Below are 4602 nucleotides of genomic sequence, written 5' to 3'. Positions count from 1 at the left end.
CCGGCCCCGCCGGAGCACGCCGCCCCGCGCTCCGCCAAGGCGGGCGGGCGGAGCGGCGGCAAGGGCGGCGGCAAGGCCGGGGGCCCGCGTTCCGGGGACGCGGGCTTCACCGGCGGCTGCGCGGCGGTGGTCTGCGTCCTGGTGTTCGCCTTCGCGGCCTGGGCGATGACCTTCGCGCTCTTCCCCGGCTCGACCGACCTCACGGGCGTCCCCTCCCCGTACCGCGGCTTCTTCCAGCTGCTGTACCTCTGCGAGAACCTGGCCTTCGGCGCCGGGATCGTCTACCTCACCATCGGTTTCGAGGCCGTCCTGCGGCTGGGCAGGCCGTTCGGGCTGTCGCTGCTGACCCATCTGGCGATCGCCTGGCTGCTGGTCAACTGGTGGCCGCAGGACAACCTCTACCGGCTCACCAGGGCCACCGACTGGCCGCGCGAGACGGCGATGGTGTTCGCGTTCAACATCCCGCTGATGCTCGCGGCGCTGGTGCTGGTGCGCTTCGTGCTCTGGCGGCCGCCGGCCGGGAAGGAGTGACGGGACCCCGGCGGCTGCTCAGGCGCGCCCGACCCCGCCGGCGGCTGCTCAGGCGCGCCCGACGTCGCCGGCGGCTCAGCGCAGCGCCTCGAACATCCGGGCCAGCCCGTGGTTCGCGGCGGCGACCAGCGCCTCGGCCGCGTCCAGCGACTCGGTGTCCGGCCCGGCCAGGGCGAGGCCGACGAAGGGCTCCGGCTCGCGGGAGGCGGTCGGGATCAGCGGCAGCAGGGTGACGCCGAGCCGGGCGCAGCGCGGCCGCAACCGTTCCAGGTGGTCGTGCAGCGCGGCCTGGTCGAGCCGGGCGCCGAGCGGCATCGCGTCCAGGGTGCGGACCAGGTGGCCGGGGCCGCGCACCGCGTCGAGGCGGGCGCGCAGCACGAGGGCGACGGCCGGCCCGGTGAGCCGCAGGTTGATCTCGGTGGGGGCGAGCCGGCGCTCCCGGTCGGTGACGAAGTCGACGTCGTACCAGCCCCGGTAGCCCTCGGCGGCCAGCCGCTCCCCCACCGCCACGGCGAACCGGCGGGCGGTGTCGGCGGCGTCCCCCGGCACCGCGCCGGGGCCGACGGTGACGCCCTGGTAGCGGGTGCCGGCCACCTCCATGGCGCCCGCGCCGACCGGGTGGACGGTGCCGTCCGGGCCGACCAGGGCGTCCTGGGTGAGGTCGCGAAGCCGGGCGGACGGGCCGGCGTCGACGTACTCCTCCAGCAGCAACTCCCCGTCTGCGGGCAGGAGTTCGGTGCGGACCAGGCGCCGCAGCAGGGCCCGGCCGCCGCCCGCGGCGAACAGTTCGGCGGGCTCCACCACGACGGTGCCGTAGCCGCCGACGCCGTACGGGCTCTTCAGCACCGTGGTCAGGCCCCGGACGGCGCGGGCGGTCAGCCGACGGGCCGCCCGGCGCCGGCCGCCCGGGCGCTCCTGGTGCGGCACCCGGATGCCGGGGTGCCCGGGGGCGAGGGCGGTGAACAGGTCGTGCGCGGCGGCCTTGGACTCGTAGCGGCGGACAGCGGCCAGCTCGGGCCCCTCGCCCTGCGCGGCCGTCCGGCCCCACCCCACTACCGGACGGCCGGAGTCGGCGATCCGGGCCGCCAGGGCGGGACGGTCGGCGAGGGCCTCGGCCACCGTGCGGTCCGGTGCCACGCCGCTGTGCACCTCGACCGGGCCCCAGACCAACTCCCGGGCCAGCCAGTCGGTCCACTCCGGGGCGACCTCGGCGGGCAGCACCAGCAGCGCCGGTTCGGGGCTGTAGCAGGCGGCCAGGCAGGCGTAGTGGTGGGCGTGCCGCAGCCGTCGCAGGCGCTGCGCCGGGTCCATGCCGGGAGCGAGGAACTGCGCGTTGAAGTCCGCGACGTCGCCCACGTGGACCGCCGCCCGGCCGCCGGTCCAGGCCCCCACCCATCCGTCCATGGGGCGGAAGCGTAGAGCCTGGGAGGGCCGGCCGCCCAGTGTCGGAGCATCGGAGGCCGGCGGCAAGGTGTCAGAGCGCCAACAGCCCGGCGTCGGTGGGGCGCAGGCCGCAGGCGTCGAGGTAGAAGGGGCGCAGGTGCGGCTCGAAGTCGACGTGCAGCCAGGCGCAGCCGGCCGCGCGGGCGCCGTCGGCGGCCTCCGCGACCAGCCGGGTGGCGACGCCCTGCCGCCGGGTGTCCGGGGAGACCGCGGTGTCGAGCAGGAAGGCGTGGGCGCCGCCGTCCCAGGCGAGGTTGACGAAGCCGAGCAGGGCGCCGTCGGCGGTGCGGCGGGCGGTGACCCAGCCGAGGCTGTGCCGTTCCAGCCGGGCGAGCCGGCCGCCGGGTTCCACGGGGTGGCCGAAGGCCTCGGCGTGCAGGGCGTCGAGTTCGGGATCGGTGAGCGGGCCGCGCCACAGGTAGTCGATCGTCACGACGGCACTGTAGAGCCCTTGTTAACTTCCGATCATTTTTTATCGACCAAGGACACGACTTGGCAAAGTTATGACCTTTCCTCTAGCTCAATCTGACTGACCCCCGTCAATCTCGGTCGCAGCTCCTTTCCCTGCACAGCTACCCCCACTGGAGTCCGAGTGATCCCCACGTCCTCCTCCCGCCGTGCCCGCGTGGCCGCGGCCTTCGTGGTCGTCGCCGCCCTCGCCGGCGCCACCGTCCCGGCCGCCACCGCCTCCGCCGCCCCCGGCATGCGCGAGGCCGCGATATCCCAGGCCCGCGCCAACGTCGCCCACAACGCGGGGGTGTTCGGCTTCGGCGCCGGCCAGGACCTCGTGCTCAAGGACGTCGTGGTCGACGCCGACGGTGCCACCCACGTCCGCTTCGACCGGACCTTCCAGGGCCTGCCGGTGGTCGGCGGCGACCTGGTCGTCCACCAGGACGCCAAGGGCCGGCTCAAGGACTCCTCCCGCGCGGCCGCCCACGACGCCGCCGTGAAGTCGACCGTCCCCAAGGTGACCGCGCAGTCCGGCGCGGCCGGCGCGCTGGCCGCCGCCCCGGGTGTCAAGGATGCCGTCAGCAGCCCCGAGCTGGTCGTCTGGGCCGCCGACGGCACCCCCCGGCTGGCCTGGCGCACCACCGTCGAGGGCACCGGCGAGCACGGCCAGCCGGCCGGCAAGGTGGTCGTCACCGACGCCACCACGGGCGAGCAGATCGAGTCCTACGACGCCGAGCACCAGGCCGCCGGCACCGGGAACTCCGAGTACACCGGCACGGTCACCATCGACACCACCGCCGCGAACGGCGGCTACACCCTGACCGACCCGGTCCGCGGCCACGTCACCAAGGACGCCAACAACGTCGCCGCGAGCTCGCTCAAGGCCTCCTCCGGCACCGCGATCACCAGCACCACCAACGTCTGGGGCGACGGAAAGAAGTTCTCCTCCGACCGCACCACCGCCGCCGTCGACGCCCACGCCAACACCGCCTGGACGTACGACTACTACAAGAACGTCCACGGCCGCAGCGGCATCAAGAACGACGGCAAGGGCGCCACCGTCTTCGTCCACGTCGGCACCAACTGGGACAACGCCCAGTGGTCCGACACCTGCTTCTGCATGATGACCGGCGACGGCGACGGCACCACCGACCCGGAGCAGGTGGACCTCGACACCATGGGCCACGAGATGACCCACGGCGTCACCAGCGCCACCGCCAACCTGCGCTACAGCGGCGAGTCCGGCGGCCTCAACGAGTCCACCAGCGACATCTTCGGCACCATGGTCGAGTGGTACGCCAACAACAGCGTCGACAAGGGCGACTACCTGTTCAGCGACCAGTCCACCCCGCCGTGGCTGCGCCGCTTCGACAAGCCCTCGCTGGACGGCCGTTCGGCCGACTGCTGGAGCAGCGGCGTCGGCAAGCTCGACGTCCACTACTCCTCGGGCGTCGGCAACCACTGGTTCTACCTGGCCAGCGAGGGCAGCGGCACCAAGACCGTCAACGGCGTCACCTACACCAGCCCGACCTGCAACAACTCCACGCTGGCCGGCATCGGCAACGCCAAGGTCGCCAAGATCTGGTACCGCGCGCTGACCGTCTACATGACCTCCACCACCACCTACAAGGGCGCCCGCTCCGCCTCGCTGAACGCGGCCCGCGACCTGTACGGCGCCGGCAGCGCCGAGTACAACGCGGTCGCGGCGGCCTGGAGCGGCGTCAACGTCAACTGACGTACGGTGCCTAGTGGTTGAAGCCCACGTGGCAGTGGTCGTGGTGGGTGTCGTCGGTGAAGAACTGGTTGCCGACGCCGCCCGGGACCGCCACCGGACCGCCCACGTTGTACGCACCGGCGGCGGCCGCGTCCCGCATGAAGGACTCGACCAGCTGCCGGGACGTACCCGGGTCCACCACCGCCAGGCCGTCGATCCGCCAGACGTCGAAGGCCCGGCCCAGCGGATGGTCGCTGGGCCGGGTCGTCCCGAAGACGTCCAGCGGGTGGCCGGTCCGCACCACGCTCACCGAGAGCGTGTACGGGCCGGCCAGCCGCAGCATCGCCTCCAGCACGCTGTCGTGGACCGTGCCGCCGCGCAGGTCGGCGGCGGCCTCCGGCGGCAGCTCGATCCGGGGCTCGGCCAGCACCCGGGCCACCGCGGGCGACGGCGCGGCGGCGGCC

The 4602-nt window shown here is 74.0% G+C and carries 3 protein-coding genes and 2 pseudogenes; 2 read left to right on the top strand and 3 right to left on the bottom strand.

What is annotated here, in order from left to right:
• Positions 1 to 531, top strand: a pseudogene (locus AE652_RS35890) (hypothetical protein); the annotation flags it as partial.
• Between the two features lie 75 nt (positions 532 to 606).
• On the opposite strand, the gene AE652_RS46875 reads toward AE652_RS35890, so the two are convergent.
• Together AE652_RS46875 and AE652_RS35880 are read right to left on the bottom strand one after the other, a co-directional pair.
• The gene (locus AE652_RS46875) at positions 607 to 1935 is read right to left on the bottom strand and encodes a hypothetical protein (protein WP_159028653.1); all 1329 of its coding nucleotides are present in this window, start codon (positions 1933 to 1935) and stop codon (positions 607 to 609) included.
• Between the two features lie 70 nt (positions 1936 to 2005).
• Positions 2006 to 2407 (bottom strand): GNAT family N-acetyltransferase, encoded by a 402-nt coding sequence (locus AE652_RS35880; RefSeq protein ID WP_049659195.1) that lies wholly within the window; start codon positions 2405 to 2407, stop codon positions 2006 to 2008.
• 159 nt (positions 2408 to 2566) lie between these two features.
• Between AE652_RS35880 and AE652_RS35875 the strand changes: the two genes are divergently transcribed.
• Positions 2567 to 4159, top strand: a complete 1593-nt coding sequence (locus AE652_RS35875) for a M4 family metallopeptidase (RefSeq protein ID WP_053112463.1) — start codon at positions 2567 to 2569, stop codon at positions 4157 to 4159.
• Positions 4160 to 4169: 10 nt separating this feature from the next.
• Here AE652_RS35875 and AE652_RS35870 read toward each other — a convergent pair.
• Positions 4170 to 4602, bottom strand: a pseudogene (locus tag AE652_RS35870) (hypothetical protein); the annotation flags it as partial.

The organism is Kitasatospora sp. MY 5-36, assembly GCF_001182915.1.
Classification (GTDB): domain Bacteria; phylum Actinomycetota; class Actinomycetes; order Streptomycetales; family Streptomycetaceae; genus Kitasatospora.
Note: the sequence above shows the minus strand (reverse complement) of the source record. Positions and strands in the feature narration are given on the sequence as shown.